The 24,076-nt window shown below is 73.9% G+C and carries 26 protein-coding genes; 7 read left to right on the top strand and 19 right to left on the bottom strand.

Annotated elements, in window-relative coordinates; all coding sequences use genetic code 11:
- Positions 1–70: 70 nt before the first annotated feature.
- Entirely contained in the window at positions 71–1,405 is a 1,335-nt protein-coding gene (locus OG689_RS15260; protein WP_266320857.1) for a hypothetical protein, read from the bottom strand.
- A 260-nt stretch (positions 1,406–1,665) separates the two neighbouring features.
- Here OG689_RS15260 and OG689_RS15265 point away from each other — a divergent pair, with 260 nt between their 5' ends.
- Positions 1,666–2,583, top strand: coding sequence for a hypothetical protein (locus OG689_RS15265; RefSeq protein ID WP_266320859.1), 918 nt, complete (start codon positions 1,666–1,668; stop codon positions 2,581–2,583).
- Between the two features lie 91 nt (positions 2,584–2,674).
- On the opposite strand, the gene mutM is transcribed toward OG689_RS15265, so the two are convergent.
- The 9 genes from mutM to OG689_RS15310 all read right to left on the bottom strand — a co-directional run bounded on the left by mutM (position 2,675) and on the right by OG689_RS15310 (position 12,078).
- On the bottom strand, positions 2,675–3,556 hold the full coding sequence (gene mutM / locus OG689_RS15270) for a bifunctional DNA-formamidopyrimidine glycosylase/DNA-(apurinic or apyrimidinic site) lyase (protein WP_266320861.1): 882 nt from the start codon (positions 3,554–3,556) through the stop codon (positions 2,675–2,677).
- A gap of 55 nt (positions 3,557–3,611) precedes the next feature.
- Positions 3,612–4,388, bottom strand: coding sequence for a ribonuclease III (rnc, locus tag OG689_RS15275; RefSeq protein ID WP_266320862.1), 777 nt, complete (start codon positions 4,386–4,388; stop codon positions 3,612–3,614).
- A gap of 20 nt (positions 4,389–4,408) precedes the next feature.
- Positions 4,409–4,582 (bottom strand): 50S ribosomal protein L32, encoded by a 174-nt coding sequence (gene rpmF, locus OG689_RS15280; protein ID WP_030056747.1) that lies wholly within the window; start codon positions 4,580–4,582, stop codon positions 4,409–4,411.
- Between the two features lie 2 nt (positions 4,583–4,584).
- Positions 4,585–5,232: a DUF177 domain-containing protein gene (locus OG689_RS15285; protein WP_266320864.1), complete on the bottom strand. Its 648-nt coding sequence runs from the start codon at positions 5,230–5,232 to the stop codon at positions 4,585–4,587.
- Positions 5,233–5,433: 201 nt separating this feature from the next.
- Entirely contained in the window at positions 5,434–6,681 is a 1,248-nt protein-coding gene (locus tag OG689_RS15290) for an ATP synthase F0 subunit B (RefSeq protein ID WP_266320865.1), read from the bottom strand.
- 185 nt (positions 6,682–6,866) lie between these two features.
- Positions 6,867–7,355 carry a pantetheine-phosphate adenylyltransferase gene (coaD, locus tag OG689_RS15295; RefSeq protein ID WP_266320867.1) on the bottom strand — a complete coding sequence of 163 codons (489 nt, stop codon included), beginning with the start codon at positions 7,353–7,355 and terminating at the stop codon, positions 6,867–6,869.
- 46 nt (positions 7,356–7,401) lie between these two features.
- Positions 7,402–7,986 (bottom strand): 16S rRNA (guanine(966)-N(2))-methyltransferase RsmD, encoded by a 585-nt coding sequence (rsmD, locus tag OG689_RS15300; RefSeq protein WP_266320869.1) that lies wholly within the window; start codon positions 7,984–7,986, stop codon positions 7,402–7,404.
- A gap of 110 nt (positions 7,987–8,096) precedes the next feature.
- Positions 8,097–10,319, bottom strand: a complete 2,223-nt coding sequence (recG, locus tag OG689_RS15305; protein ID WP_266320871.1) for an ATP-dependent DNA helicase RecG — start codon at positions 10,317–10,319, stop codon at positions 8,097–8,099.
- A gap of 94 nt (positions 10,320–10,413) precedes the next feature.
- Positions 10,414–12,078, bottom strand: a complete 1,665-nt coding sequence (locus tag OG689_RS15310) for a DAK2 domain-containing protein (protein WP_266320873.1) — start codon at positions 12,076–12,078, stop codon at positions 10,414–10,416.
- 355 nt (positions 12,079–12,433) lie between these two features.
- Between OG689_RS15310 and rpmB the strand changes: the two genes are divergently transcribed.
- On the top strand, positions 12,434–12,619 hold the full coding sequence (gene rpmB, locus OG689_RS15315) for a 50S ribosomal protein L28 (protein ID WP_014138233.1): 186 nt from the start codon (positions 12,434–12,436) through the stop codon (positions 12,617–12,619).
- 243 nt (positions 12,620–12,862) lie between these two features.
- Here the strand turns inward: rpmB and thiD are convergent, their stop codons facing one another.
- The 3 genes from thiD to OG689_RS15330 form a co-directional block, all read right to left on the bottom strand.
- Entirely contained in the window at positions 12,863–13,684 is an 822-nt protein-coding gene (gene thiD / locus OG689_RS15320; RefSeq protein WP_266320878.1) for a bifunctional hydroxymethylpyrimidine kinase/phosphomethylpyrimidine kinase, read from the bottom strand.
- 97 nt (positions 13,685–13,781) lie between these two features.
- Entirely contained in the window at positions 13,782–14,807 is a 1,026-nt protein-coding gene (locus OG689_RS15325) for a 6-phosphofructokinase (protein WP_266320880.1), read from the bottom strand.
- Between the two features lie 187 nt (positions 14,808–14,994).
- Entirely contained in the window at positions 14,995–15,960 is a 966-nt protein-coding gene (locus OG689_RS15330; protein ID WP_073926014.1) for a thiamine-phosphate kinase, read from the bottom strand.
- A gap of 242 nt (positions 15,961–16,202) precedes the next feature.
- Here OG689_RS15330 and OG689_RS15335 point away from each other — a divergent pair, with 242 nt between their 5' ends.
- Both OG689_RS15335 and OG689_RS15340 read left to right on the top strand, forming a co-directional pair.
- Entirely contained in the window at positions 16,203–16,436 is a 234-nt protein-coding gene (locus OG689_RS15335) for an Lrp/AsnC family transcriptional regulator (RefSeq protein WP_073926015.1), read from the top strand.
- A 48-nt stretch (positions 16,437–16,484) separates the two neighbouring features.
- A complete protein-coding gene (locus OG689_RS15340; RefSeq protein WP_266320881.1) occupies positions 16,485–17,039 on the top strand; it encodes a DUF3515 domain-containing protein in 555 nt (184 codons plus the stop codon).
- Positions 17,040–17,106: 67 nt separating this feature from the next.
- On the opposite strand, the gene OG689_RS15345 is transcribed toward OG689_RS15340, so the two are convergent.
- The 3 genes from OG689_RS15345 to OG689_RS15355 form a co-directional block, all read right to left on the bottom strand.
- Entirely contained in the window at positions 17,107–18,258 is a 1,152-nt protein-coding gene (locus OG689_RS15345; RefSeq protein ID WP_266320883.1) for a D-alanine--D-alanine ligase family protein, read from the bottom strand.
- A 104-nt stretch (positions 18,259–18,362) separates the two neighbouring features.
- Entirely contained in the window at positions 18,363–19,364 is a 1,002-nt protein-coding gene (locus OG689_RS15350; protein ID WP_266320884.1) for an NAD(P)H-dependent glycerol-3-phosphate dehydrogenase, read from the bottom strand.
- Positions 19,361–20,227 (bottom strand): lysophospholipid acyltransferase family protein, encoded by an 867-nt coding sequence (locus OG689_RS15355; RefSeq protein WP_266320886.1) that lies wholly within the window; start codon positions 20,225–20,227, stop codon positions 19,361–19,363. The genes OG689_RS15350 and OG689_RS15355 overlap by 4 nt, the downstream gene beginning before the upstream one ends.
- Before the next feature lie 231 nt (positions 20,228–20,458).
- On the opposite strand from OG689_RS15355, the gene cofC reads away from it, so the two are divergent.
- Together cofC and OG689_RS15365 are read left to right on the top strand one after the other, a co-directional pair.
- The gene (gene cofC, locus OG689_RS15360) at positions 20,459–21,136 is read left to right on the top strand and encodes a 2-phospho-L-lactate guanylyltransferase (RefSeq protein WP_266320888.1); all 678 of its coding nucleotides are present in this window, start codon (positions 20,459–20,461) and stop codon (positions 21,134–21,136) included.
- A gap of 160 nt (positions 21,137–21,296) precedes the next feature.
- On the top strand, positions 21,297–21,515 hold the full coding sequence (locus tag OG689_RS15365) for a hypothetical protein (protein WP_266320890.1): 219 nt from the start codon (positions 21,297–21,299) through the stop codon (positions 21,513–21,515).
- A gap of 139 nt (positions 21,516–21,654) precedes the next feature.
- On the opposite strand, the gene OG689_RS15370 is transcribed toward OG689_RS15365, so the two are convergent.
- Both OG689_RS15370 and OG689_RS15375 read right to left on the bottom strand, forming a co-directional pair.
- Positions 21,655–21,975: a hypothetical protein gene (locus OG689_RS15370; protein WP_266320891.1), complete on the bottom strand. Its 321-nt coding sequence runs from the start codon at positions 21,973–21,975 to the stop codon at positions 21,655–21,657.
- Positions 21,972–22,223: a hypothetical protein gene (locus tag OG689_RS15375; protein ID WP_266320893.1), complete on the bottom strand. Its 252-nt coding sequence runs from the start codon at positions 22,221–22,223 to the stop codon at positions 21,972–21,974. The genes OG689_RS15370 and OG689_RS15375 overlap by 4 nt, the downstream gene beginning before the upstream one ends.
- A 137-nt stretch (positions 22,224–22,360) precedes the next feature.
- On the opposite strand from OG689_RS15375, the gene OG689_RS15380 reads away from it, so the two are divergent.
- Positions 22,361–23,122 (top strand): GntR family transcriptional regulator, encoded by a 762-nt coding sequence (locus tag OG689_RS15380; RefSeq protein ID WP_266320895.1) that lies wholly within the window; start codon positions 22,361–22,363, stop codon positions 23,120–23,122.
- A gap of 208 nt (positions 23,123–23,330) precedes the next feature.
- Here OG689_RS15380 and OG689_RS15385 read toward each other — a convergent pair whose 3' ends face one another.
- On the bottom strand, positions 23,331–24,041 hold the full coding sequence (locus OG689_RS15385) for an HU family DNA-binding protein (RefSeq protein WP_266320897.1): 711 nt from the start codon (positions 24,039–24,041) through the stop codon (positions 23,331–23,333).
- Positions 24,042–24,076: the final 35 nt, after the last annotated feature.

A 24,076-nucleotide genomic window follows, 5' to 3' on the forward strand; every position in this document is an offset into this window, starting at 1 on the left:
CGGTTCTGATCCGGCGGGCGGCCCCCGCCGCCGCCCGGTGCGGCCTCGGACGGCCCCACGCCCTCGCGGGTCAGAAACCGCCGCCGAAGTCCCCGCCGCCACCGAAGTCCCCGCCGCCGCCACCGTCGAACCCGCCGAAGTCACCGGGGTCGAAATCGGCACCGGACGAGTCACCGCCCTGGTAGCCGCCCCCGTCGGCCGCCCAGGCCTGCCCGCCGCCCATCGCCGAGCCGAGCATGGTGCCGACCAGCAGGCCGGGCAGCAGACCGCCGCCGTACCCGCCGAAGTAGCCGCCCGCCCACGGGCCGTAGGCCGGCCCGGCGTTCCAGTACGGCTGCGGGCCCTGGGCGGTCGGCACCGTCCGGATGTCCGGGTCCCGGCCGTCCTCCAGCCGGGCCGCGTCCGCCGCGCACACCGGGACGGTCCGGTCGGCCCCGCCGGCCGGCGCCCAGTCGGCGTCCCGCACGGACGGGCCGTGCCGGGGGTCGAAGAAGCACGGCGGCCGGCGCTCGGGCAGCGGCAGCTTCCCGCGCCGGGCCGCCAGGGTGGCGAGCGCGAACCGGCCGTCCTCCAGGGTCTCGGTGACCGGCCGGACGTCCGCCGGGCCGGTGGCCGCGTCCATGGTGCCCTTGGCCCGGTCGTAGCAGTCCAGCGCATGCGCGTAGTCGGTGCGCTGCTCGTCGTCCGCGTCGGGCGCGCCGGGGCTGAAGTCGAGCCGGTCGAGCTCCTCCCCGAAGGCGGTGATGTCCTCGTCCACGACCACCCGCAGCTGCTCGAGCTCGGCCCGGCGCTGCTCCTCCTGGCGCTTCCTGGAGCGTCGCAGCAGCAGGAACACCCCGCCGCCGGCCAGCGCCAGCAGCGCCAGCGGGACGACCACCGCGGCGGCCGACAGGCCGCTGCCGGCGGAGGCCACCCCGTGCCCCTTGACCTGAGAGGAGGCCTGGTCGACGAAGTCGGTGAGGGTGCCGTCGACGTCGTCCGGGTGGGAGCGGAAGGCCGCGCCGGCGATCCGGCCGGCGGCCGCGCCGGAGAGCGCCGCCGGGTCCGAGCGGGCGGCGAACCGGTCACCGCGCCAGATCGCGTAGGTGCCGACGACGCCGACCTTGGTCCGGAGGTCGGTGAACAGGTCGGCCGACGCGAACTCGTCGGTGGCGGGGAGCACCGCGACGAAGATCGGCTTGTCGGCGGCCTTGATCTTCGCGGCCAGCGCGTCGGCCTGGGCCTGGCTGAACCTGCCGGTCATCGCCGGGTCGACGTACACCTGGTTCTGCTTCAGGGCCGACGCCGCCGCGTCCAGGCCGCCGGCGGCCGAGGCGGCCGGGGCCAGCAGGAGCAGCAGCCCGAGCAGCACCGCCAGCAGGGCGGCGGGCGCGCCCGCCCGGGAGCGTCGAGCGGAAGTTCTCATGCCTTCGACGCTACCGCTCCCGGCGACGCCGGAGGGTCCGCCGGCCGGCCGGGCGTCCCTGCCTTTCGTCGGGGTCCGGCGCCATCCTCGGGGATGATCCTCGGCTCCCCGGCCGGCTCGGCCCGGTGATCGGGAACCCCGGCCGCACGCTGCACGTCTGTCGCGCTGGGCGGTCGCATCCGGACCGCCCGGAGCGGGCATAGTGGTGCCTGCCGCCACCCTTCGCGCTCACGCGCCTTCCCCACCGATCGGAGCATGTGGTGATCCTCGGCCTCGTGACCGCCGTCGGAGCCTCGGTCTGCTACGGCACCGGCTCCGTTCTCCAGGCCGTCGGTTCCCGCCGCTCCGCACGGGAGGAGGCCGCCGCCAAGGGCCGGATGGCCGGGGTCACCGAGCACGGCGGACCGAACCTGACCTCCACCGCCAAGGCCGCCGTGACCTGGGAGTTCATCCTCGGAACGGTGCTCGACCTGATCGGCTTCGGGCTGGGCGCGCTGGCCGCCAGGCTGCTCCCGCTGTTCCTGTCCCAGACCATCATCAGCGCCAACCTGGTGATCACGGCGCTGCTGAGCATCAAGCTGCTGGGGATCCGGCTCAAGCGCCCGGAGTGGGCCTCGATCGCGGTACTCTGCGCGGCGCTGATCCTGCTGGCGGTGGCGGCCGGCCCGGAGGGCGGCCACCACGTCGCGATGTCCTTCCACTGGTGGCTGTTGGGCGCCTCGGTCGTGCTGATCGCCGGCGGCAGCCTGGTGGTGCGCCGGCTCGGCGCGGGCGGCGCGATCGTGGCCGGCCTGCTCTCGGGTCTGGGGTTCGGCGCGCTCGGCGTGGGTGTGCGGATCCTGGACGGGCTGGACCCGTTCGCCCTCGGCACGCTGCTCAGCGACCCCGCGCTCTACGCGATCCTGATCGGCGGTCTCGGCGGGATGTACCTGCACACCATCGCCCTGCAGATCGGCTCGGTGAACGGCGCGACCGCCGCCCTGGTGGTCGGCGAGACGGTGGTGCCGGGCGTGGTGGGCGTGATCTGGCTCGGCGACTCCTCGCGGGACGGCCTCGGCTGGCTGGCCGCGATCGGCTTCGTCCTGGCGGTGACCTCGGCCGTCGGCGTCGCCTACTTCGGCCAGAGCGAACAGGACCTCAGCGAGGACCCGCAGCCCGCCGAGCTGACCAAGAAGTGAGCCGGTCCGGGCCGGGGCCGACAGCTCCCGGTCCGGGCCCCGCCCGGGGCAGGTGGCGCTGCGCCGCAGCAGCTGCCACCCCCGGCGCCGCTCAGCGCGGGCGGGGGATCCGCTGGCAGCGCGGGCAGAAGTAGCTGGAACGGTTCATCCAGGCCGCCCGGCGGATCGGGGTGCCGCAGCGGCCGCAGGGCTCGCCCTCGCGGCCGTAGGCGTCCAGGTCGCGGGAGAAGTAGCCGCTCTCGCCGTTCACGTTGACGTAGAGGCTGTCGAAGCTGGTGCCGCCGACCGCCAGGGCCGCGTTCATCACCTCGCGGGCGTGCCCGAGCAGCAGCGCGCCCTGCGGACGGGTCAGGCCGGCGGTGGGGCGGTCGTAGTGCAGCTTGGCGCGCCAGAGCGCCTCGTCGGCGTAGATGTTGCCGACCCCGCTGATCAGCGTCTGGTGGAGCAGGGCCCGCTTGACCGTGGTGCGCTTGGCGCGCAGCGCGGTGACGAAGGCCTCGTCGTCGAAGCGCGGGTCGAGCGGGTCACGGGCGATGTGCGCGATGGAGAGCGGCGTGCCCTCGGGGTCGCCGTCCTCGGCCTCCTCGACCGCGAGGCCGCCGAAGGTCCGCTGGTCGACGAAGCGCAGTTCGCGCCCGCCGTCGGTGAACCGCAGCCGGACCCGCAGGTGGGTCTCGTCCGGTACCGAAGGGTCCTGGACGAGGAGCTGGCCGCTCATCCCGAGGTGGCCGATCAGCGAGAACCCGCCGCCGGCCGCGCCCCGGCCGCCCTGCAGCGGCACCCAGAGGTACTTGCCCCGGCGCCGGGCGGAGCCGAGGGTCGTCCCGGTCAGCCGGGCGGCGAAGTCCGCGGCCCCGGCCGGCTGGCGGCGGACGGCGCGCGCATGCAGCACCTGGACGTCCTCGACGGTCCGGCCGGCCACCCAGTTGGCCAGTCCGCGCCGGACGACCTCCACCTCGGGAAGTTCGGGCACTTCGACGCCTCCGCTGTTCCACCACCGGGAGCAGGCGGGCTGCTCCCTGCCGGCCTCAGGCCTTGTCGCCGGGGAGGCTGTCCGCGTACTTGGCCTTGATCGCGCGCCAGGCGCTCTCGGCGGCCTTCTGTTCGGCTTCCTTCTTCGAACGTCCGACGCCGCTGCCGAAGTCCTGACCGGCCACCCGGGCGGCGGCGGTGAAGGTCTTCTCGTGGTCCGGGCCGGATTCCTCGATGACGTACTCGGGGACGCCGATGCCGGCTGCCGCGGTGAGCTCCTGAAGGCTGGTCTTCCAGTCCAGTCCGGCCCCGAGCTGAGAGGACTCCTCGATCAGCGGGTCGAACAGGCCGTGGACGAAGGCGGTCGCCGCCTCCAGGCCCTGGTCCAGGTAGACGGCACCGATCACGGCTTCGACGGTGTCGGCGAGGATCGACGACTTGTCACGGCCACCGGTTCCCTCCTCGCCCTTGCCGAGCCGGATGAAGGTACCGAGTTCGAGGCCCCGGCCGACCTCCGCGAGCGCGCGGGAGTTGACCACCGCGGCGCGAAGCTTGGCGAGCGTTCCCTCGGGCACGTCCGGGTGGACGCGGTAGAGGGTGTCCGTCACCACCAGACCCAGCACCGAGTCGCCGAGGAACTCCAGGCGCTCGTTGGTGGGCAGCCCGCCGTTCTCGTAGGCGTAGCTGCGGTGGGTCAGGGCACGCACCAGAAGGGCGCGCTCGAGTGTGTACCCGAGGCGCCCTTCCAGGACGTCGTATTCGGTCGAAGCCGGCCCGCCGCCCTTGCTTCCGTTGGCAGAAGCCTGCTTGCGGGTTGAGTTGCTATCCGACATCGATCCGTGCACCCCGCCGATCAGACCGAGAGGACCTGGCGACGGTTGTACGTGCCGCAGCTCGGGCACGCGATGTGACCCAGCTTCGGCTCGTGGCAGCGGTCGCACGCCACGAGGGCGGGGACAACGGCCTTCCAGTTGGACCGGCGGTGGCGCGTGTTGCTGCGCGACATCTTCCGCTTCGGAACAGCCACGGCTACTTCTCCTGGTTCTCGGCTCCACCCTCACGGGTGTCGCTGGTCTTGATTCCGTCACCCTCGTCGCCGTGGGCGGCGGAGAGTCCCTGCAGAGCCGCCCACCGGGGGTCGGCGGCCTCGTGGTGGTGGTCCGGGTCGTCACTCAGGCGCGCTCCGCATTCGGAGCACAGGCCCAGGCAGTCTTCCTGGCACACCGGCTGCAGCGGCAGTGCAAGCACCACCGCGTCACGCAGCACCGGCTGGAGGTCGAAGTAATCGCCCTCCAAGCGGTAAGTCTCTTCGTCGTCGTCCTCGTCGAGCTCGTCGGCGGCGGCGGGGATGCGGCCGCGCCCCTTCTCGTCGGACTCCGGGTAGTAGAACAGCTCCTGGAACTCGACGTCGATCCCGTCCTCGACCGGCTCCAGGCAGCGCACGCACTCGCCCTCGACCTTGGCCTCGGCGGTGCCCGTGACGAGGACGCCCTCGACCACGGACTCCAGACGGAGCTCCAACGCGATCTCGCTCTTCTCGGGCACACCGATCACGTCGATGATGCCCAGCCCCTCGGGGGCCTCCAGGGTGCGGGTCACCTTGCGCAGCGATCCGGGGCGACGTCCGAGCTCGTGCGTGTCGAACACGAGGGGGTCGCGGTGGTCGAGGCGGTTCAAGGTGTCCTGACTTCCTGAGGCGGCACGCGTGCTGCGTGGCGCGGGTGGTTCGTACGGCGTGCGGTGCTGCGCGTCTCAACGATGCGCGGGCAGCCGGACTACCCCGGCACGAGCAGGCCGGAGTGGTCAGACTACCGGACACTCCGGCCAGGCCCAACTTCACGCCCTTCGGCCGGCCCGTACCGGGCCGGCCGGGCGACGTCAGCGGCCGCCGAGCTCCCGCAGCCTGGTCATGTCGATCATGCTGGTGTCGAAGAAGCTGGTCTCGTCCAGGCCGGGCTGCTGTCCGGAGGCCTGCTGCGGCAGCTGCGGCTGGCCGCCCTGCGGGTAGCCGCCCGCGGCCGGCACCGGGTTGCCCCAGGCGTCGTACTGCGGGCCCTGGCCCTGCCCGGGGTAGCCGCCCTGCTGCTGGTAGCCGCCGGCCTCGGGCACCGGGTTGCCCCAGGCGTCCTGCTGGGGCTGCTGCTGGCCGGGGTAGCCGGGCTGCTGCTGGTAGCCGTACTGGTTGCCGTACGGGTCCTGCTGGCCCTGGCCCGAGGGGTCGAAGCCGCCCCCGTAGACCTCGGCGTACTGGGTGCCCTCGGGCGCGCCGTACTGGGCGGCGGCCGCGTACTGGCCCTCGCCGGGGGCCTGCCAGCCCGCCGCGGCCGGGGTCTGCTCGGGCCAGCTCTGCTGCTGCGGGACGTCGGCCCGGTACCAGGGCTCCTGGTCGGCGTCGGTGCCGTCGCCGTAGTTGTCGGCGAAGCCGGCGGCCACGGCCTCGGCGCGGTCCTTGAGCTGCTGCGCCTGGTCGGCGGCGGCCAGGTAGGCGCCGAGGTCGTCGATCGGGGCCTTGCCGAGCAGCTTGTCGCGGCCCTTGCCGACGGCCGACAGCGTCTTGCTGAGGACGGTCTCCAGGGTGGCGAGCTTCACATCGACGTACTCGTCGACCTCGGGGCTCGGGCTGACCCGCGGCTGGAACTCCTCGCCGTCGCCCTCGCCGTCGGTGTCCGTCTCGAAGACGCCGGAGTCGCCGCGCAGCTTGGTGCGGCCACGGCCGACCGCGCCGAGCGTCTTGGTGAGCACCACCTCGAAGTTGGCCAGCTTGCTGTCGACGTAGTCGTCGGCCTCGGCGCGCTTGGTCTCCACCTCGGCGCGGGCCTCGGCGAGGATGCGGTCCGCCTCGGCCTGGGCCCGGCGGACCACCTCGGTGTCCGAGATGAGCGACCCCCGCTCGGAGTGCGCCCCCTGGATGATGCGCTCGGCCTCGGCCTCCGCGTCGGCCACCACCTGCTCGTGGTCGGCCATCACCGACTGCGCGTGCGCGAGCTCGGCGGGCAGGGCCGCGCGGAGGTCCTGGAGCAGCCCGACCAGCTCGGCACGGTTCACCACACAGGAGGCCGACATCGGCATCGCACGGGCGTTCTCGACGGCCGCGACGATCTGGTCGACCTTGTTCTGCACGTCCACGGGGCTTCGTCTTTCCGTGTGCCGCCGACGTCCGGCGGAGGCAGGCCCGGCGCGGTGCACCTCACCGCAGGGCAGGAATACAGACTGTACGGCCACTGCGGCGGGACCTCACAACGCCTGCGCCCGCCCGGCCGCCGGGGAGGGGGACAGCTGGTGACGAACCGGCAGAAACGGACCATCCGGGCCTACTGCGCGGCGCGCTCCGCGATCCGCTCGACCAGCCGGCCGTGCACCGCCTGAGGCAGCAGGTGGGAGACGTCGCCGCCGTACGAGGCGACCTCCTTGACCAGGCTGGAGGAGAGGAAGCTGTAGGTCGGCGAGGTGGGCACGAAGAGCGTCTCGACACCGGTCAGACCGTGGTTCATCTGCGCCATCTGCAGCTCGTAGTCGAAGTCGCTGACCGCCCGCAGCCCCTTGATGATGGCCGGGATCCCGCGGTCGCGGCAGAAGTCCACCAGCAGGCCGCTGTGCGACTCCACCTCGATGTTGCCGTAGTGCCCGCAGGTCTCCTCGATCAGCGCGATCCGCTCCTCGACGGTGAACAGCCCCTGCTTGTTCCGGTTGATCAGCACCGCGACATGCACCACGTCGTACAGCTTCGAGGCCCGCTCGATGATGTCGAGGTGACCGTTGGTGATGGGGTCGAACGATCCGGGACAGACGGCGCGACGCATGGCGTGAGCTCCCTCGTGGGGTTCGGTGCTGCGGGTGGTGGCCCGGCTACGAGTGTTGCCGGGTCTCGGCGGCGGCGCGACCGTACCAGAGGGTGCCTTCGCCGTACCGCCGTGAGCGCAGCACTTCGAAGCCCTCGGGCCAGCCGAACCCACCGCCCCTGGTGCTGCGCTCCACGGTGACGAGTGCGTCCTCCGCGAGCCAGCCCCCGGCGCTCATTGTGATCAGCATCTCGCGCACCTCGTCGTCCGTGACGGCGTACGGCGGGTCGAGGAAGACCAGGTCGTAGCCGCTCTCCGGGGCCCGTCCGGCGAGCACCCGCTCGGCCCGGTCGGCCCGCACCTCGGCGCCGGGCAGGTTGACGATCCGTACGTTCTCCCGGATCACCTTCGCGGCCTGGGCGTCCGCCTCGACCAGCAGGACGTGCTCCGCGCCGCGGGACAGCGCCTCCAGGCCGACCGCGCCCGAACCGCCGAACAGGTCGAGCATCCGGGCCCCGTGCAGGGTGCCGCGCAGCGCCTCCAGGGTGGAGAACATGGCCTCGCGGGCCTTGTCGGAGGTCGGGCGGGTGCTCCGGCCGGGCGGCACGGCCAGGCGGCGGCCGCCGGCCGTCCCGGCGATCACGCGGGTCATGGGGTGGGGGGTCCTTTCGTGGCGGAGCCCCGTCGGCCGGCCGGCGGGGCTCCCCCATTCAAGCGCGGTTCCGCCGCTGATGCGTCACCCGGCGGCCCCGGCCGCACCGGTCAGCCCTTCTCCAGGTACTCCGCGCGGTCCTCGTCCAGCAGGCCGGCCAGCGCGGCGCGCAGGTCCGGGTGGTCCTCCAGCCGGGGGTCGACGGCGACCAGCGCGGCCGCCTCGGCCCGGGCGGTCGTGATGACCTCCTCGTCCTCCAGCACCGAGAGCACCTTGAGCGAGGACTTCACCCCGGACTGGGCCTGTCCCAGGACGTCGCCCTCCCGGCGCTGTTCGAGGTCGATCCGGGAGAGCTCGAAGCCGTCCAGGGTGCCGGCCACCGCGTCCAGGCGGGCGCGGGCCGGGCTGGCCCCGGGCATGTCGCTGACCAGCAGGCACAGGCCCGGCGCGCTGCCCCGGCCGACCCGGCCGCGCAGCTGGTGGAGCTGGGAGACGCCGAACCGGTCGGCGTCCATGATGACCATCGCGGTGGAGTTGGGAACGTTGACGCCGACCTCGATGACGGTAGTGGCGACCAGCACGTCGACCTGGCCGGCCCCGAAGCGGCGCATCACGTCGTCCTTGGCGTCCGGCTGCAGCCGCCCGTGCAGGATCTCGATCCGCAGGCCGGCCAGCGGCCCCTTGGCGAGCATCTCGGCGGTCTCCACCACGGCCAGCGGGGGCCGCCGGTCGTCGCTGCCGGCGCCGAGGTCCTCCGGGTCGTCGGGCATCGCCCTGCGCTTCTTCTTCGGGTCGGCCGGCTCCTCGTCGCCGATCCGCGGGCAGACCACGTACGCCTGGTGGCCCTTGCCGACCTCCTCGCGCACCCGCTCCCAGGCGCGGGCCAGGAAGTTGGGCTTCTCCAGGGCCGGCACGACATGGGTGGAGATCGGCGAGCGGCCGGCCGGGAGCTGGTCCAGCACGGAGGTCTCCAGGTCGCCGAAGACCGTCATGGCGACCGTGCGCGGGATCGGGGTGGCCGTCATCACCAGCAGGTGCGGGGGCTGTTCGCCCTTGGCGCGCAGGGCGTCGCGCTGCTCGACGCCGAAGCGGTGCTGCTCGTCGACGACGACCAGGCCGAGGTCCTGGAACTGGACCTTGTCCTCGATCAGCGCATGGGTGCCGATCGCGATGCCCGCGTCGCCGCAGGCCATGTCGAGCAGCGTCTGGCGGCGGGCCGGGGTGCCCATCGAGCCGGTCAGCAGCACCACCTTGGTGGCGACGTCGGCGCCGCCGAGCATGCCGCCCTCGGCGAGGTCGCCCATCATCTCGACGATCGAACGGTGGTGCTGCTGGGCGAGCACCTCGGTGGGGGCGAGCAGGACGGCCTGGCCGCCGGCGTCGACCACGGTGAGCATGGCGCGCAGCGCGACCAGGGTCTTGCCGGAGCCGACCTCGCCCTGGAGCAGCCGGTGCATCGGGTGCGAGGTGGCCAGGTCGGCGAAGATCTCGCCGCAGACCTTCTGCTGGCCGTCGGTGAGGGTGAAGGGCAGCCGGGCGTCGAAGGCCGCCAGCAGCCCGCCGGCCCGCTCCGGGCGGGGCACCGCGGGCAGCGCGGAGTCGGCCGCCCGGCGCTGGGCCAGCGCGACCTGGAGCACGAACGCCTCGTCCCAGCGCAGCCGGCTCTGGGCGCGCTCGCGGTCGGCGTGGCCGCGCGGGCGGTGGATGAGTTCGAGCGCCTCGGGGAGCGGGATCAGCCCGTGCTTCTCGCGCAGTTCGGCGGGCAGCGGCTCGCCGACCCCGCTCCAGCCGTCGTCGGCGAGGGTGTCGAGGACCGTCCGCACGCACAGGCCGACCGTCCAGGTCTGCGCCTTGGCGCTGGCCGGGTAGACCGGGATCAACCGGCCGGCGAACTCCGCGGCGGCCGAGGTGTCCGCCTCCTCGTCCATCAACTGATAGTCGGGGGAGACGAGTTGGCGGGTACGGTTGAACTGGCCGACCTTGCCGGCGAACAGGCCCTGGGAGCCCGGCCGCAGCTCCTTCTGCCGCCAGCCCTGGTTGAAGAACACCAGGCTGAGCCGCCCGCGCCCGTCGGTGACCACCACCTCCAGCCGGTCGCCCTTGCGTCCCTTGAACGGGATCAGGGTCACCTTCTCGATCCTGGCGAGCACGGTGACGTGCTCGTCGATCTCCAGGTCGTCGAGGCTGGTGAGCTGGCCGCGTTCGGCGTACCGGCGCGGGTAGTGGTGCAGCAGGTCGCCGACCGTGCGCAGCTTGAGGCTGTCGGCGAGCACCTTCGCGGTGCGGTCGCCGACCACGGCGGTCAGGGGCGTGTCGAGAGTGAGATCGGCCATCACGCCCTATTGGACACCACGGCACCGACAGCGCGCCGCATTCACCCGGTGCCCAGGCCGCCGCGGGCGGGTTCGCCCCACCCCGCCCACGGGCTCACTCCACCCCGATCAGCAGCGGCGCCCACTCCTGGCCCCCCTCGAAGACCACCGCGTCGACCTCGGGACGCTGCCGGCGGGCGTGCGCCACCAGTTGCTCGGCGAGGCCCCGGGGGGCGCCCTCGCCGAGCACCAGGGTGACCAGTTCGCCGCCCGCCGCGAGCATCCGGGCGAGTACCGTCTCCCCGGTGCCGGCCAGGTCGGCGCCGATCACCGCGACATCCCCGTCGATCAGGCCGAGCACGTCGCCGGCCTGGCAGACGCCGGCCATCGTCCAGGACTCCCCCTCGGCAACGGCCAGTTCGGCGTACCGGGTGGCGCCGGCGGCCGAGGTCATGGCGACCACGTCCTCGTCGAAGCGCCGGGAGGACTCGTGCACCGCCAGGGCGGCCAGGCCCTGCACCGGCGAGCGGGTGGGCAGGACGGCGATCCGCACCCCCTCCTCGCGGAGCTGGTCGGCGGCGGCGCCGGCGGCGGCCCGCAGCTCCGGGTCGTTGAGCAGCAGGATCACCTCGCGGGCGCCGGCCCGGCGGACCGCCTCGGCGAGTTCGGCGCTGGCCGGCGGCCGGTCCGGGTCGGCGTGCAGGACGGCGGCGCCGGCCTGTTCGCAGAGTTCGGCGAGGCCCTCCCCGCTGACCACGCTGAGCACCGTCCGGGCCCGCGGCTCGCGTTCGCCCCGACGGTCGGCGGCGCCGGCCCGGGCGGCGGCCTCGGCGAAGTGCGTGATCCGGATCCGGTACGGCCGGCCGGCCCGGACGCCGGCCTCGACGGCGGCGCCCGCGTCGTCCACGTGCACATGGACGTTCCACAGTCCGTCGCCGCCGCCGACCACCAGGGAGTCGCCGAGCTCGGCGAGCCGGGCGCGCAGGACGGGCAGTTCGGCGTCGGGGGCGTCGAGCAGGTAGATCACCTCGAAGGCGGGGTGACCGGGGCCGGGCGGGCGGACATGGCCCTCGCAGTCGCCCGCCAGGACCGCCGCGCCGACCGGCGGCAGCGGCTGGCTGAGCGCCACCGGGCCCATCGGGTGGTGGCCGGCGACGGCGTCGGCGAGCGCGCCGAGGACGGCCACCAGGCCGCGGCCGCCGGCGTCGACCACCCCGGCGTCGGCCAGCACCGCGAGCTGCTGCGGGGTGCGCAGCAGGGCCTGCCGGGCGGACCGGTAGGCGGTGTCGGCGACCTGGGCGAGGCTGCCGCCGACCTTGTCGGCCTCCCGCGCGGCCGCGGCGGCCACCGTGAGCAGCGTCCCCTCGACCGGTTCGGCGACCGCCTGGTAGGCGGATTCGGCAGCCTTCAGCAGGGCCGCACGCAGCTGCTCGGCGCCGCCGCCGGCCGCGGCGAGGGTCTCGGCCGTGCCGCGCAGCCACTGGGCGAGGATCACGCCGGAGTTGCCCCGGGCGCCGAGCAGGGCGCCCCGGGCCATCGCCCGCACGCTGTCGCCGAGCTCCGGGACGGCGTCGGGGGCGCCGTCCCGGCCCGCGGCGGCGAAGCTGTCCTCGACCGCGGCGGCGGCCGATTCGACGGTCAGGTAGAGGTTGGTGCCGGTGTCGCCGTCCGGTACGGGGTAGACGTTGAGTGCGTCGATCTCCTCGCGGGCCTGGCCGAGCGAGCGCAGGGCCAGCCGGCACCAGGTCCGCACGGCCGGGGCGTCGAGCGTGTGCAGCACCAGGTCTCCTCCGGGTGTACGCCGCGCATGGCTGTGGGTGGTGAACGGCGGGCGGCGCGGGGCGATGCTGGCAGGTTATCCGGGCCCGCCCGGGATCGTGGCTGGCAGGAGCCCTGCCGGACGGGCCTCGGGCGGCCTTGCCGCCCAGGTCGGCGGGAGGGCCGGACGGCGCCCGGGGCGGGGTAAACCCTCCGGACGTGGTAGTTTCGTTGAACGGGAGCAAGCGTTGTATGCTCTTCCGGTTGCCTGGAACAGTCCAGGCTCACCCTTTGAATCGGTCCGGTCCACGTGAGTGGCCCGTTGATTCAGCCGGGGTTTTCGAACGTAAATGATCTGAAGTCTTGGAGTGACTCCTGTGGCTGCCAACTGCGACGTCTGCGGCAAGGGGCCGGGCTTCGGCAACAGCATCTCCCACTCACACCGCCGCACCCCTCGTCGTTGGAACCCCAACATTCAGACGGTGCGCGCTGTGATCGGGCGGACGCCGAAGCGGCTCAACGTCTGCACCTCGTGCATCAAGGCCGGTAAGGTCTCGCGCTGACGCGCAGACCGGTAAGCCGGTCCTCCAGTAAGCCGATCCCTCCTCGGATGGATCGGCTTCCTGTTTTCCGGCGGCCCCCGCCGGGTGACCGCCCATGAACGCCGCCTGCCCCGGCCCTGCGCCCCGGCCGGCGGCGTTCGTGCGTCCCGATGCGCCTGTGCACGGCCCGCCCCGGCGCCGCCGCCCGGCCCCGGGGCCGGGCGGCGGACCCCCGCCCGGCCGCCGGTACGAACTCCGGACCGGTCAGGCCCCGCGCAGCCGCCAGCCGTGGTCGACCGGACCGATGCCCGCGCCGAGCGCGAAGCCGGCCGCGATCGCCCCGGTGACGTACTCCTTGGCCGCGGCCACCGCCTCGGGCATCTCCTGCCCCTTGGCGAGCTCGGCGGCGATGGCACTGGCCAGCGTGCAGCCGGTGCCGTGGGTGTGCCGGTTGTCGTAGCGCGGCGCGCGGTACCAGTGCTCCTCCCCCGGCCCGCCGTACAGCAGGTCGGCCGCCTCGCCCTCCAGGTGACCGCCCTTGACCAGCACCCAGCGGGGGCCGAGGTCCAGCAGGGCCCGCGCGGCGTCCGCCATGTCGCCCTGGCCCAGCACGGTGATCCCGGTGAGCTGCGCCACCTCGTGCAGGTTGGGCGTGGCGACGGTGGCCACCGGCAGCAGCCGGTCCCTCAGGGTGCTGACGGCCTCGGCGGCGAGCAGCGCGTCCCCGTGCTTGGAGACGCCGACCGGGTCGACGACCACCGGCGCGTCCAGGCCGGTGAGCAGTTCGGAGACGGTCTCGACGAGCTCGATCGAGGCGAGCATGCCGGTCTTCACGGCCTGCACCCCGATGTCGTCGACGACGCTGCGGAACTGGGCCCGGACGGCTTCGGCGGGCAGCTCCCAGTAGCCCTGGACGCCGAGCGAGTTCTGCGCCGTGACGGCGGTGATCACGCTCATGCCGTGCACGCCGAGGGCGAGCATGGCCTTGAGGTCGGCCTGGATTCCGGCGCCGCCGCCGGAGTCGGAGCCGGCGACGGTGAGCACACGCGGAGGGGCGGCGACGGGGCCGCGCGACGGGAGAGCCATGGACCACAACCTACCCGGGAGGGCCTGCGGCGTGGCGGGCCCGTCCGGCAGCCGGCGGGCCGGACCGGGCGAACCGGCCGCTCGGGCCGGCCGCCGGTCAGAGGATGGCTTCGGACTCCGCCCAGCGGTCCACCGGGACCGTCTTCAGCCGGGTGACGGCCTCGGCGATCGGCACCAGCTCGATCTCGCCCCGGCGCAGCGCGGTGAAGTGGCCGAAGGCGCCCTTGTGGACGGCTTCGACGGCGTGCCAGCCGAAGCGGGTGGCGAGCACCCGGTCGCGGGCGGTGGGCGTGCCGCCGCGCTGGGTGTGGCCCAGGATGACCGGGCGGGCCTCCTTGCCGAGCAGGTCCTCCAGCTCGTGGGCGAGCCGGGTGCCGATGCCGCCGAAGGTCTGGTGCCCGTACTGGTCGACCGAGCCGTGGTCGAAGCGCATGGTGCCCTCGGCCGGCGCGGCCCCCTCGGCGACGGCGATGATGGCGAACTTCTTGCCCCGCTCGAAGCGGTCCTCGACCATCCTGGCGATGGACTCGATGTCGAAGGGCTTCTCGGGGATCAGGATGCCGTGGGCGCCGCCGGCCATGCCCGCGGTGAGGGTGATCCAGCCGGTGTGCCGGCCCATCAGCTCCACCACCATCACCCGCTGGTGCGACTCGGCGGTGGTCTTCAGCCGGTCGATGGCCTCGGTGGCGACGTGGACGGCGGTGTCGAAGCCGAAGGTGACGTCGGTGGCGTCGATGTCGTTGTCGATGGTCTTGGGGACCCCGACCACCGGCAGGCCGGCCTCGCTGAACATCTTGGCGGCGGTCAGCGTGCCCTCGCCGCCGATCGCGATCAGGGCGTCGATGCCGAGGTTGCGGGCGAGCGTCGGGGCGTTCCGGACGGCCCAGTCGATCCGCTCCCGCTTGACCCGGGCGGAGCCGAGGATGGTGCCGCCGAGGGTGAGCAGGCCGGTGACGTCGTCGTGCGAGACGGGCCGGCTGCGGCCCTCGATCAGGCCGAGGAATCCGTCCTCGATGCCGATGATCTCGTCACCGTGGACGTCGGTGCCGCGGTGCACCACGGACCGGATCACCGCGTTGAGGCCGGGGCAGTCGCCGCCGCTGGTCAGGACGCCGATTCGCATGGTGGCTGAGCTCTCCCGCTCCATGGGCGCGTACGCCCCCGAGTAGTTGGATGCCGTTCGTCGGCCGGCCCCGCGCCTGGTCCTCATGTACCGGACAAAGCGGGCAGGGCCTGACATTTGACGGCCAGCCTACGCGCTCCGCCCTGCCCCGGACCCCTTCCCCGGCGGGCGCGGCCCACTCGGGGGATCACTCGGCGAAATGGTCCCAACCGCCGACCCGGTCCCAGGGCGCGCCGTCCACCGTGACCCGGCCGCCCCGCGAGGGGCCGGCCACCCGAACCACCTCGCCGATCACCCGCCAGCGGGCGGGCAGTTGGGCGGCGGCGGGGAAGGTCGCCACGATCGCGTGGTCCTCCCCGCCGGAGAGCACCCAGACCAGCGGGTCCACGCCGACCGCCTGGCCGATGTCCGCCATCTGGGCCGGGATGTCGAAGTCCGCCGCCCGCAGGTCGATGTCGACCCCGCTGGCCTTCGCGACATGGCCGAGGTCCGCGACCAGCCCGTCGCTGACGTCGATCATGGCGGTGGCGCCGAGCTCGGCCGCGGCCGGGCCGGCGTGGTACGGCGGCTCGGGCCGGCGGTGCGCCTCGACGAAGGCCCGCGGGGAGCGGAAGCCGCGCTGAAGGACGGTCAGGCCGGCCGCGGACCAGCCGAGCCACCCGGTCACCGCGACCACGTCCCCGGCCTGCGCGCCGGAGCGGACCACGGGCGCGCGCCCCTGGAGGTCCCCGAGCGCCGTGATCGCCAGGGTGATGGTGTCACCGCGCACCACGTCGCCGCCGACCACCGCCGCCCCCGCCACCTGGCACTCGTCGCGCAGCCCGTCCATCAGCTCGGTGGCCCAGGTGGTGGGGAGGTCGGCGGGCGCGACCAGGCCGAGCAGTATCGCGGTCGGCACGGCGCCCATCGCGGCGATGTCGGCGAGGTTCTGCGCCGCCGACTTGCGGCCCACGTCGTACGCGGTGGACCAGTCCCGGCGGAAGTGCCGGCCCTCGACCAGGACGTCGGTGGTGGCCACCACCCGGCCGTCGGGCGCCCGGACCACGGCGGCGTCGTCGCCCGGACCGAGGTCGACCGCCGGGGTGGGCTGCAGCCTGGCGGTCAGCTCCTTGATGAGTCCGAACTCGCCGAGCTCGCCCACGGTCCCCTGCATGTGCCGTCCTCTCACGTCGTGCTGGATCTCGCCGGCGTCCGGCCGGCCGTACGCCCCACCGCGGCCTGCGGCCGGGGCGCGCCCCCAGCGCGCAGCGTACGCCCTCGGACCGTGCAGAGGTCTCCCCCACCCGGCCCGCAGCGCGGTAGCGTGGTGATCAGACTGCCGGTGAACCCACCCCCACCACGCTCCACGGGCGATCACGGCGGCGATCTCCGTACCCAGCCGCCCTGGAGGTCCTCGTGGTACATGCGTACATCCTGGTCCAGACCGAGGTGGGCAAGGCCACCTCGGTGGCCGAGTCCATCGCCAAGATCCCGGGCGTCCTGCAGGCCGAGGACGTCACCGGCCCGTACGACGTGATCGTCCGGGCCGAGGCGGAAACCGTCGACGACCTGGGGCGGATGGTGGTCGCCCAGGTTCAGCAGGTCGAGGGAATCACCCGGACGCTGACCTGCCCGGTGGTCCACCTGTAGACCGCTCCCCCGGGACGGCCCGCCCGCGGGCCGCACTACCATCGTCGGGTGATCCGAGCCGCCCGTGCGACCCACGCCCTCAAGGCCCTCCCGGCCCCCGTCCGGTGGCTGGCCGCACCCGTGGCGCTGCTCGGCTGCGTGATCCTGCTGGTCGGCACCTGGGGGGCGCCGGCGGCGCCCGTCACGCCCACGCCCAGGGCGAAGGAAGTGCCGTACTGCGAGGCGCTCGCGCGCGCCCTGCCGCAGCGGCTGACCGGCCACGGCCGTGAGCACTCCGACTCGCCCTACGTGGTGATCTGGAGCAGCTCGCCGCGGACGGTGCTGCGCTGCGGAGTGCCCCGCCCCGACGCGCTCAACGGCCCGCAGGCGCTGAAGAGCGCGCCCGAGGTGAACGGCGTCCAGTGGTTCGACGAGCCGGACGGCGAGGGCGGCTACCGGTTCACCACCACGCTGCGCGAGGCCAACGTCGAGGTGAGCGTCCCCGCCGGGGCCTACCCCAGCTACGCCGACCCGCTCCCCACCCTCTCCGACGCCGTGAAGGCGAGCGTCCCGGTCTGGAACGAGCCGCTGCCGGGAGCCGCGAGCACCTCGCCGGCGCCCTGACGGCCGTGGGGCCGGGCCCCGTGCGGGGCCCGGCCCGACAGCCGTGGCGTGTGCTGCCCGGGCGGGCCTAGCGCAGGCCGGTGGAGCGGCGCAGCGCAGCCGTCAGCAGCCGGTCGATCAGCTCCGGGTAGGCCAGGCCGCTGGCCTCCCACATCTTCGGGAACGCCGAGATGGGCGTGAAGCCGGGCATGGTGTTGATCTCGTTGACCATCCAGCCGCCGTCGTCCAGCAGGAAGAAGTCGACCCGGGCCAGGCCCTCGCAGCCGAGCGCCTCGAACGCGGCGACCGCCTGCCGGCGGATCTCGGCGGTCTGCGACTCGGTCAGCCGGGCCGGGATCTGCACCTCGGAGGAGTCGATGTACTTGGCCTCGAAGTCGTAGAACTCGTAGCCGCCGCCGACCACGATCTCGGCGGGCACGCTGGCCCGCGGCCCGTCCTCGAACTCCAGTACGGCGCACTCGATCTCGCGGCCCGAGACACCGGCCTCGACGATCACCTTGGGGTCGTGCCGGCGCGCCTCGTCGATCGCGGCGTCGAGGTCGGCGAGGTCCTTGACCTTGGTGATGCCCATGCTGGAGCCGGCCCGGCAGGGCTTGACGAACAGCGGCAGGCCGAGCGCCGCGACCCGCTCGCGGGCGGCGGCGCGGCCGGCCTCGGACTCCCACTCGCGCGGGCGGACCACCGTGTAGGTGCCCACGCCGATGCCGTGCGAGGCGAGGATCCGCTTGGTGAACTCCTTGTCCATGCCGACCGCGCTGGCCAGCACGCCGTTGCCGACGTACGGCACGCCGGAGAGCTCCAGCAGGCCCTGCAGGGTGCCGTCCTCGCCCCATGGGCCGTGCAGCAGCGGCAGGACGACGTCGACCTCGCCGAGGGCCTTGGGAACGGCGCCCGGCTCGTTCCAGACCACCTCGCGGGCGCCCGGGCCGATCGGCAGCGCGACCTGACCCTCGCCGGACTCGGCCACCTGGGCCACGTCCGGCAGCTTGCCGTCGGTGATGGCCATCCGGGCGGGGTCGTCGCTGACCAGGGCCCAGCGGCCCTCGTGGGTGATGCCGATCGGCAGCACCTCGTACTTGTCGCGGTCGATGGCCCTGAGCACACTGCCCGCGGTGGAGACCGAGATGGCGTGCTCGGAGCTTCGCCCGCCGAAGACGATCGCCACCCGCGGCTTCGTGGCGGCGGCGGACTGGTTCGGGGGGGTCTGTTCGATGCTCATATCGGCCATGAGACTACCGTGCGACCCTTTGCGTCGGTGTTACCCGCCGGGGCCGTGTCCCGAGCCCCGGCGCGGGGGCCGCCCGCGCCGGCGGCCCGCCGGCGCTACCGGCGCTCGGGCTTGGCCGAGCGGGCCATCAGCGCCGCCAGGACCTCCTGGGTGGGGCGTCCGTTGTGCACCACGTCCACCACGGCCTCGACGATCGGCATGTCGACCCCGGTCCGCCTGGCCAGGTCCAGCACCGACTCGCAGGACTTGACGCCCTCGGCGGTCTGGCTGGTCGCCGCCACCGCCTCGGCCAGCGTCATGCCGCGCCCCAGGTTGGTGCCGAAGGTGTGGTTGCGCGAGAGCGGCGAGGAGCAGGTCGCGACCAGGTCGCCCATCCCGGCGAGCCCGGCGAAGGTGTACGGGTCGGCGCCGAGCGCGGCCCCCAGCCGGGTGGTCTCGGCCAGGCCGCGGGTGATCAGCGTCGCCTTGGTGTTGTCGCCCAGACCCATCCCGTCCGCCATGCCGACCGCCAGGCCGATCACGTTCTTGACCGCGCCGCCCAGTTCGCAGCCGACCACGTCGGTGTTGGTGTACGGGCGGAAGTACGGCGTGTGGCAGGCCGTCTGGAGCCGCTTGGCGACCACCTCGTCGCTGCAGGCCACCACGGTCGCGGCGGGCTGCCGGTTGGCGATCTCACGGGCCAGGTTGGGGCCGCTGACGACCGCCACCCGCTCCGGGCCCACCCCCGCGACCTCGGCGATGACCTCGCTCATCCGCTTCGCGGTGCCCAGTTCGATGCCCTTCATCAGGCTGACCAGCACCGTGCCGGGCTCCAGCAGCGGCGCCCAGGCGGCCAGGTTCTGCCGCAGCGTCTGGGAGGGCACCGCCAGCACCGCGAACTCCGCGCCGGCCAGGGCGGCGGCCGGGTCGGTGGTCGCCGTGATCGCGTCGGACAGCCGGACCCCCGGAAGGTAGTCCGGGTTCTCGTGCGTCGTGTTGACCGCGTCGACCAGCTCCTGCCGGCGGCCCCACAGGGCCACCTCGCAGCCCGCGTCGGCGAGGATCATCGCGAAGGCGGTGCCCCACGATCCGGTACCGAACACCGCGCAACGGGTCACTGGCTGTTCTCCTCGGTGGTGCTGTCGTCGGTACCCGTGCCGGTGCCCGCCGGGCTCTGGGGCCGCCCGTCGGCGGCCCGGTGCCGCTCGGCGGTGGCCTTGACCGCGCGGGCCCGGGCGGCGGTGCGCATGTCGTAGCGCTCGGCGGGCGGCTGCTCGCCGCGGATGCCGGCCAGCACCTCGGTGATCGCCACCATGATGTCCTCGGTGGCGTCGCGCAGCACCTGCGGGGTCAGTTCGAGCCCCTGGTAGCGGCTGAGGTCCACCGGCGGACCGGCCGCCACCACCACGGTGTGCCGGGGGAAGAGGTTGAACTTCCCGCGCCCCGCGGTGGCCCGGCCGTACGGCGGGATGATCTCGTGGGCGCCCCAGTGCGCCACCGGGACGACCGGCGCCCCGGTCATCAGCGCCACCCGCGCCACCCCGCTCTTGCCGGTCATCGGCCAGAGGTCCGGGTCCCGGGTGAGGGTGCCCTCGGGGTAGAACTGCACGCACTGGCCGTTGTTGACGGCGTCGATGGCCGCCCGGAACGCCTGCGCGGCGTCGGTGGACTCCCGGAACACCGGGATCTGGCCGGTCTTGCGCAGCATGAACCCGATGAACGGCACCGAGAACAGCGAGGACTTGCCCAGTATCCGCGGCGGCCGCCCGCTGTTGTACTGCCAGTGCGCGTAGACCACCGGGTCGATGATCGAGTTGTGGTTGACCGCGGCGAGGAAGCCGCCCTCCTTCGGGAGGTGCTCCCAACCCCGCCAGTCCGGCTTCACCAGGGCGGTCGTCACCGGTTTCACCAGCACGGCCGCGAAGCGGTACCAGATGCCGTAGTCGGCGTTGCCGAAAGCGGCGTACGAGCGGCGGGCCACCCCAGGTCCTCCTCATCCGGTGCGACACGTGGGGTGTCGCAGGTCAGTCGCCTCCCGGTGTCCCCGGCCGGGGGTCCGGCGCTCGGGGCCGAGCGCGGAACAGTTTCGCGCGACCGCTCACCGGCTGTCGAGCAACCCCTCCGGACCGGACCGGCTCACGTGATCAATCGCACGTCAGCCCGGACGAGGCGGCCTGGCGGGGGTTCCGGGACCGGCGCCACAATGGCGCCGATGACCCAGGACACGGTACGCCCCGACGGCACCCTCCCGCCCCCCGCACCCACCGACGGGTGGTCGCTGGTGCTCCCGCTCAAGCCGCTGGGGCTCGCCAAGAGCCGACTCGCCCCGTTCGCCGGGCCGCACCGCGCCGACCTGGCCCTGTCGTTCGCCCTCGACACCGTCGCCGCGGCACTCGCCTGCCCGGGCGTGTCCCGGGTCCTGGTGGTGACCGGCGACCGGCTGGCCGGGCGGCGGCTCGCCGCGCTCGGGGCGGTGGTGGTCGCGGACGAGCCCGGCGGCGGCCTCAACGCCGCGCTGGCGCACGGCGCCGCGTACGCGCGCAGGATCGGGCCGGACGCCCCGTTGGCCGCTCTCTCGGCGGACCTGCCCGCCCTGCGCCCGGCCGAACTCGCCCGCGTCCTGGGCGCCGTACCCACCGGCGGCCGGGCCTTCCTCGCGGATTCCCCCGGTGTCGGCACGACCCTGCTGGCGTGCGCCCCCGGCGCGCAACTCGCGCCGGCCTTCGGCGGGGGCTCCCGGGCCCGGCACGCGGCCGGCGGCGCGCACGAGATCACCTTGCCGGACGTGCCGTCGGTGCGCCGCGACGTGGACACCGGCGAGGACTTCGTCCAGGCCCTCGCCCTCGGGGTGGGCCCGTACACCGCGGCGGCCGCGGCGGCCCTGGTCTGACCCGCCGTCGCGGGCACCTCCCGCCCGGGCGCCCGGCCGTCCTCCCGACCGGCCTTCCTCCCGACCGCACGTCCTCCCACCGGACGCGCCCCCCCACCCACGGGCCGCCGGACCGGCCGCACCCCGCCGCCCGCCCCGGGCGGCTCGATATGCTGCTCGCATGCAGGCCACCGCGTTCACCTACGACCCCGACACCCGGGCGGGCTCCGTGCTGCTCGACGACGGCACCCCGGTGCCGTTCGACACCGCCGCGTTCGACGCCGGCGGCCTGCGGCTGCTGCGGCCGGGCCAGCGGGTACGGATCCGCACCGAGGGCGAGGGCGAGGCCCGCCGGGTGGTCTTCGTGACCCTGCAGACCTTCCCCGACCCGATGCTCTGAGCCGGTCGGGACCTCGGCGGACCGGGCCGGACCGGGCCGGCCACGCCGCGCCCCCTCCGCCGCTGCCCGCACCGCAGCAGCAGCCACCACCGCCGTACGGCCGCCTCCGCCCGCTCACGGCCACCGTCGCGACGAGCCCTCACGACGGGCTCTCATAACCGCCCGTCGGCCCGGCCCGGTGCGCCGGGGCGATCCGGACCAGGTGCAGCCGTCCGGCCAGCCGGAAGCTCAGACTCAACTCGCCGTCCCGCTCGATGGATTCCTCCACCCGCCGGACCGCGCCCGGGCCGAGGAAGTGGCGGTACGCCTCGTACTGGGTCCAGCCCAGCGGCAGCACCCGCAGCGCCTCCCAGAGTGCCGCCACCGCGTCCGGCAGCCTGCTGAACGTCGCCGGCTCGGCGATGTCCTCGATCTCCACCGTCACCGCGCCGCCGGCCCGGTCGGTCCCGCCGCTCTTCACCCTGGTTGCTCCCGCTCCTCGTCGAGTTCGGCCCAGACGGCCTGGGCCGCGTCGGTGTACTGGTGCCCGTAGCGGTCGGCCCCGGCCAGCACGGCCAGCACCGCGCGATGCGCCTCGTCCCCCAGGTCGCCGGGTACCGCCGCCTCCACCAGGAAGCCGCCCTCCCGCCGGCAACGGACGCGGGCCCGGGTGCCGGCCGCCTCGGCGAGACGAACTGCCAGGTCAAACGCCTTGGTGTGGGCACGCACCGACTCTCCCCGAGAGCAGACAGTCACAGACTGTGAATCTAAAGCATTAGATTCCACCTGATGCATTAGATTGTCAACGCTGAAATACCCGCCCTGCCGCAACCGGCAGCGGTGGAGCCTGCCGCCGGGAGAGCCAGATGCCCTCAGAGGTGCCCCCGTACCTGCAGATCTCGGACGACCTGCGCCGTCGCATCGCCGAGGGCGAATGGCCGCCCGGCGAGCGGCTGCCCTCCCGCGCGCAGCTCGCGCTGGCCTACGGGGTGGGCGCCAACGTCCTGCAGCGGGCGCAGGAACGGCTGATCGCCGAAGGCCTGCTGGAAGGGCGGGCGGGATCCGGCACCTACGTCAGAACCCCCACCGAGCGCTCCCGGATGGTCCGCGCCCGGCTCAGCGACCGGCACGCGGATTCACCCTTCCGCACCCGGCTGCGCGAACAGGGCCGAACGGGCAGCTGGGAGTCGAACAGTCATGTCCGCACCCCGGCGTCCGAACACATCGCCCACCGGCTGAACATCGCCCCGGGCGACCTCACCGTGCGGACCTGCTACGAATTCCTCGCCGACGGCCGGCCCGCCCAGCTCGCGGAGAGCTGGGAGCCGATGGCCGTCACCGACGGGACGCCGGTGCTGATGCCCGAATTCGGCCCGCTGGCGGGCCGGGGCGTGGTGGAGCGAATGGCCTCGATCGGCGTGGTGGTCGATTTCGCGGTCGAACTCCCCCGCCCCGGCCGGGCCACCACCGAACAGGCCCACCTGCTCGGCATCTCGGCCGGCGACCTGGTCACCCTGGTCGAGCGGACCTATTTCGACCTGGACGGCCGGGCGGTCGAGACCGCCGACATCGTCATTCCCGACGCTCTGTGGGAAATCGCGTACGAGTTCCCGATCGAACGCCGCTGACGGCGCACCCGCCACCGGCCCGGCCGGCCACCGCCGCGCCGAGCGCCCCGGCCGGATCGCCCGGCCGACCCACCGGCCCGCCGGCCACCGCCGAACGCACGGCACGCAAAAGAGCCGTGGCGGCCCCCCACCCGGAGTTCCGAGTGGGCGGGCCGCCACGGCTCACGACCCCGTGCGGGGGTCGTCGCCCGAGGACCGTGCGAAGGGACTACTTCGCGGTGGTCTTGCGCGCGGTGGTCTTGCGCGTGGTGGTCTTCTTGGCCGGGGCGGTCTTCTTGACCGTGGTGGCCTTCTTGGCCGTCGTGGTCTTCTTGGCCGCGGGGGCGGGGGTGGCCGCGGTCTTCTTGACGGCGGCGGCCTTCTTGGCCGTGGTCGCCGTGGTCTTCTTCGCGGCGGCGGTGGTGGTCTTCTTGACCGCGGCCGCCTTCTTGGCCGTGGTCGCCGTGGTCTTCTTCGCGGCGGCGGCGGTGGTGGTGGCCGTCTTCTTCGCGGCCGTCTTCTTGGTCGCGGCCGGGGCAGCGGCGGCGGCGGTCGCGGCGCGCTTGGTGGCGGCACGCTTGACGGCGGCGGTCGTACCGGACTTGCCCGGGGTGAGCGAACCCTTGGGGGCCTTCTTGACCGACGGGCCCTCCTTCGGCAGCTTCTTGCTGCCGCTCACCAGGTCCTTGAAGCCCTGGCCGGGGCGGAAGCGAGGCACCGAGGTCTTCTTGACCTTGACCTTCTCGCCGGTCTGCGGGTTGCGGGCGAAGCGCGCGGAGCGCTCCACCTTCTCGAAGGTGCCGAAGCCGGTGACCGAGACCCGGTCACCCGCGACAACGGCACGCACCATGGTGTCGAGCACTGCGTCGACGGCCTCTGCGGCAGCCTTGCGACCGCCCAGCTGCTCGGCCACCGCTTCGACAAGCTGAGCCTTGTTCACGTCTTCCCCTTCAGAAACGGGCGCCGGATGATTCC

The sequence above is a fragment of the Kitasatospora sp. NBC_00240 genome, assembly GCF_026342405.1.
GTDB lineage: Bacteria > Actinomycetota > Actinomycetes > Streptomycetales > Streptomycetaceae > Kitasatospora.

Bases quoted from the DNA above. Each gene is read 5' to 3' on its own strand.
- OG689_RS15260 (WP_266320857.1), bottom strand. From the start codon at position 1,405: ATGAGAACTTCCGCTCGACGCTCCCGGGCGGGCGCGCCCGCCGCCCTG.
- rnc (WP_266320862.1), bottom strand. From the start codon at position 4,388: ATGTCGGATAGCAACTCAACCCGCAAGCAGGCTTCTGCCAACGGAAGC.
- coaD (WP_266320867.1), bottom strand. From the start codon at position 7,355: ATGCGTCGCGCCGTCTGTCCCGGATCGTTCGACCCCATCACCAACGGT.
- rsmD (WP_266320869.1), bottom strand. From the start codon at position 7,986: ATGACCCGCGTGATCGCCGGGACGGCCGGCGGCCGCCGCCTGGCCGTG.
- recG (WP_266320871.1), bottom strand. From the start codon at position 10,319: ATGGCCGATCTCACTCTCGACACGCCCCTGACCGCCGTGGTCGGCGAC.
- thiD (WP_266320878.1), bottom strand. From the start codon at position 13,684: ATGGCTCTCCCGTCGCGCGGCCCCGTCGCCGCCCCTCCGCGTGTGCTC.
- OG689_RS15325 (WP_266320880.1), bottom strand. From the start codon at position 14,807: ATGCGAATCGGCGTCCTGACCAGCGGCGGCGACTGCCCCGGCCTCAAC.
- OG689_RS15330 (WP_073926014.1), bottom strand. From the start codon at position 15,960: ATGCAGGGGACCGTGGGCGAGCTCGGCGAGTTCGGACTCATCAAGGAG.
- OG689_RS15345 (WP_266320883.1), bottom strand. From the start codon at position 18,258: ATGAGCATCGAACAGACCCCCCCGAACCAGTCCGCCGCCGCCACGAAG.
- cofC (WP_266320888.1), top strand. From the start codon at position 20,459: ATGACCCAGGACACGGTACGCCCCGACGGCACCCTCCCGCCCCCCGCA.
- OG689_RS15365 (WP_266320890.1), top strand. From the start codon at position 21,297: ATGCAGGCCACCGCGTTCACCTACGACCCCGACACCCGGGCGGGCTCC.
- OG689_RS15380 (WP_266320895.1), top strand. From the start codon at position 22,361: ATGCCCTCAGAGGTGCCCCCGTACCTGCAGATCTCGGACGACCTGCGC.